Below are 2500 nucleotides of genomic sequence, written 5' to 3' on the forward strand. Positions count from 1 at the left end.
TCGTAAAGGCTGAGCTGTGATGGGGAAGCTCCTTATGGAGCGAAGTCTTTGATTCCCCGCTGCCAAGAAAAGCTTCTAGCGAGATAAAAGGTGCCTGTACCGCAAACCGACACAGGTAGGCGAGGAGAGAATCCTAAGGTGTGCGAGAGAACTCTGGTTAAGGAACTCGGCAAAATGACCCCGTAACTTCGGGAGAAGGGGTGCTTTCTTAACGGAAAGCCGCAGTGAATAGGCCCAAGCGACTGTTTAGCAAAAACACAGCTCTCTGCGAAGCCGTAAGGCGAAGTATAGGGGGTGACACCTGCCCGGTGCTGGAAGGTTAAGGAGAGGGGTTAGCGTAAGCGAAGCTCTGAACTGAAGCCCCAGTAAACGGCGGCCGTAACTATAACGGTCCTAAGGTAGCGAAATTCCTTGTCGGGTAAGTTCCGACCCGCACGAAAGGTGTAACGATTTGGGCACTGTCTCAACCAGAGACTCGGTGAAATTATAGTACCTGTGAAGATGCAGGTTACCCGCGACAGGACGGAAAGACCCCGTGGAGCTTTACTGTAGCCTGATATTGAATTTTGGTACAGTTTGTACAGGATAGGCGGGAGCCATTGAAACCGGAGCGCTAGCTTCGGTGGAGGCGCTGGTGGGATACCGCCCTGACTGTATTGAAATTCTAACCTACGGGTCTTATCGACCCGGGAGACAGTGTCAGGTGGGCAGTTTGACTGGGGCGGTCGCCTCCTAAAGTGTAACGGAGGCGCCCAAAGGTTCCCTCAGAATGGTTGGAAATCATTCGTAGAGTGCAAAGGCATAAGGGAGCTTGACTGCGAGACCTACAAGTCGAGCAGGGACGAAAGTCGGGCTTAGTGATCCGGTGGTTCCGCATGGAAGGGCCATCGCTCAACGGATAAAAGCTACCCCGGGGATAACAGGCTTATCTCCCCCAAGAGTCCACATCGACGGGGAGGTTTGGCACCTCGATGTCGGCTCATCGCATCCTGGGGCTGTAGTCGGTCCCAAGGGTTGGGCTGTTCGCCCATTAAAGCGGTACGCGAGCTGGGTTCAGAACGTCGTGAGACAGTTCGGTCCCTATCCGTCGTGGGCGTAGGAAATTTGAGAGGAGCTGTCCTTAGTACGAGAGGACCGGGATGGACGCACCGCTGGTGTACCAGTTGTTCTGCCAAGGGCATAGCTGGGTAGCTATGTGCGGAAGGGATAAGTGCTGAAAGCATCTAAGCATGAAGCCCCCCTCAAGATGAGATTTCCCATAGCGTAAGCTAGTAAGATCCCTGAAAGATGATCAGGTTGATAGGTTCGAGGTGGAAGCATGGTGACATGTGGAGCTGACGAATACTAATAGATCGAGGACTTAACCATATAATATGTAGCAATGTTATCTAGTTTTGAAGGAATATGCCTTCATAGTTTGGTGATGATGGCAGAGAGGTCACACCCGTTCCCATACCGAACACGGAAGTTAAGCTCTCTAGCGCCGATGGTAGTTGGGACCTTGTCCCTGTGAGAGTAGGACGTCGCCAAGCAAAAACCTAAGTCATTTTGACTTAGGTTTTTTTGTGTTTATTTTTATTATTTTAAATTTAAAGGTAAGAATTACCTTTTCAAGAATATAGTCCAGATGTAAAAAGAATGTTTGTGATTTTACATAACCTTTTGTGCTTTTAAAGGATTTTACATTAGAAAAAATCTATAATTAAGGTAGTTAACATATATTTTTGATGGGTGTGGGGAATTATGAAAGAAATATGCATGTTATTAGTGGCTGTTATATTATGGGGTACAGCCATTGCGCCAACAAAATGGGCGTTAGAATCTATTCAGCCGTTTACTTTGTTATTTATTCGTCTTTTCTTTGCAGGTGGAATTTGTATGCTATTCTCATTTAAGGAATTACAAAAATCAGTTGTACATAAAAAAGTTCCATGGAAAAGAATGAGTTTGTTAGCTTTTACCGGTGTAGCTGGTTATTTTATGTTTACATCCTACGGCATTTCTTTAACAAGTGGATTACATGTGAGTATTATAGATGCTGCATTACCATTAGTTACAATTCTTTTTTCAGCACTCTTTTTGAAAGAGAAAATTCGATTGAATTATTGGATAGGAATTATATTGGGTGCTATAGGAGTACTCTTTATTACGATTCCATCTAAAAGTGCTAATCAAGAAGTGTCTTTAATAGGAGATATACTAATATTATTAAGTACTTTTCTATTTGCTTTCTACACAGTTTTGCTAAAACGACCAAAACAAGAACAGTATTTATCAAACGAGGTTTTTACAACATTAACTTTAATTATTGGAGCTGTTATTCTCTTACCGTTTGCACTGATAGAAATTTTTTATTACGGTCTTCCAAAGGTTGAAACTTGGAAAACGGGACTTAGTGTAATATACCTTGTTATTGGAGCAACAATTTTAGCATATTGGTTTTGGAATAAAGCGCTAGAGAGAGTTTCAGCATCAGTAAGCGGATTATATTTAAATGCAT

The 2500-nt window shown here is 44.0% G+C and carries 1 protein-coding gene and 2 rRNA genes (2 of these 3 running past the window's edge); all 3 read left to right on the forward strand.

Going from position 1 to position 2500, the window contains the following annotated elements:
- Positions 1–1368 (forward strand): 23S ribosomal RNA (locus tag M1D73_RS01670); it begins 1554 nt to the left of the window's first position.
- Between the two features lie 48 nt (positions 1369–1416).
- A 5S ribosomal RNA gene (rrf, locus tag M1D73_RS01675) occupies positions 1417–1532 on the forward strand.
- Positions 1533–1743: 211 nt separating this feature from the next.
- Positions 1744–2500: the 5' portion of a DMT family transporter gene (locus M1D73_RS01680; RefSeq protein ID WP_000658277.1), read on the forward strand. The gene runs 164 nt beyond the window's last position; the window shows 757 of its 921 coding nt (coding positions 1–757); its start codon is at positions 1744–1746; its stop codon lies off the right edge, out of view.

The organism is Bacillus sp. PK3-067, assembly GCF_056738645.1.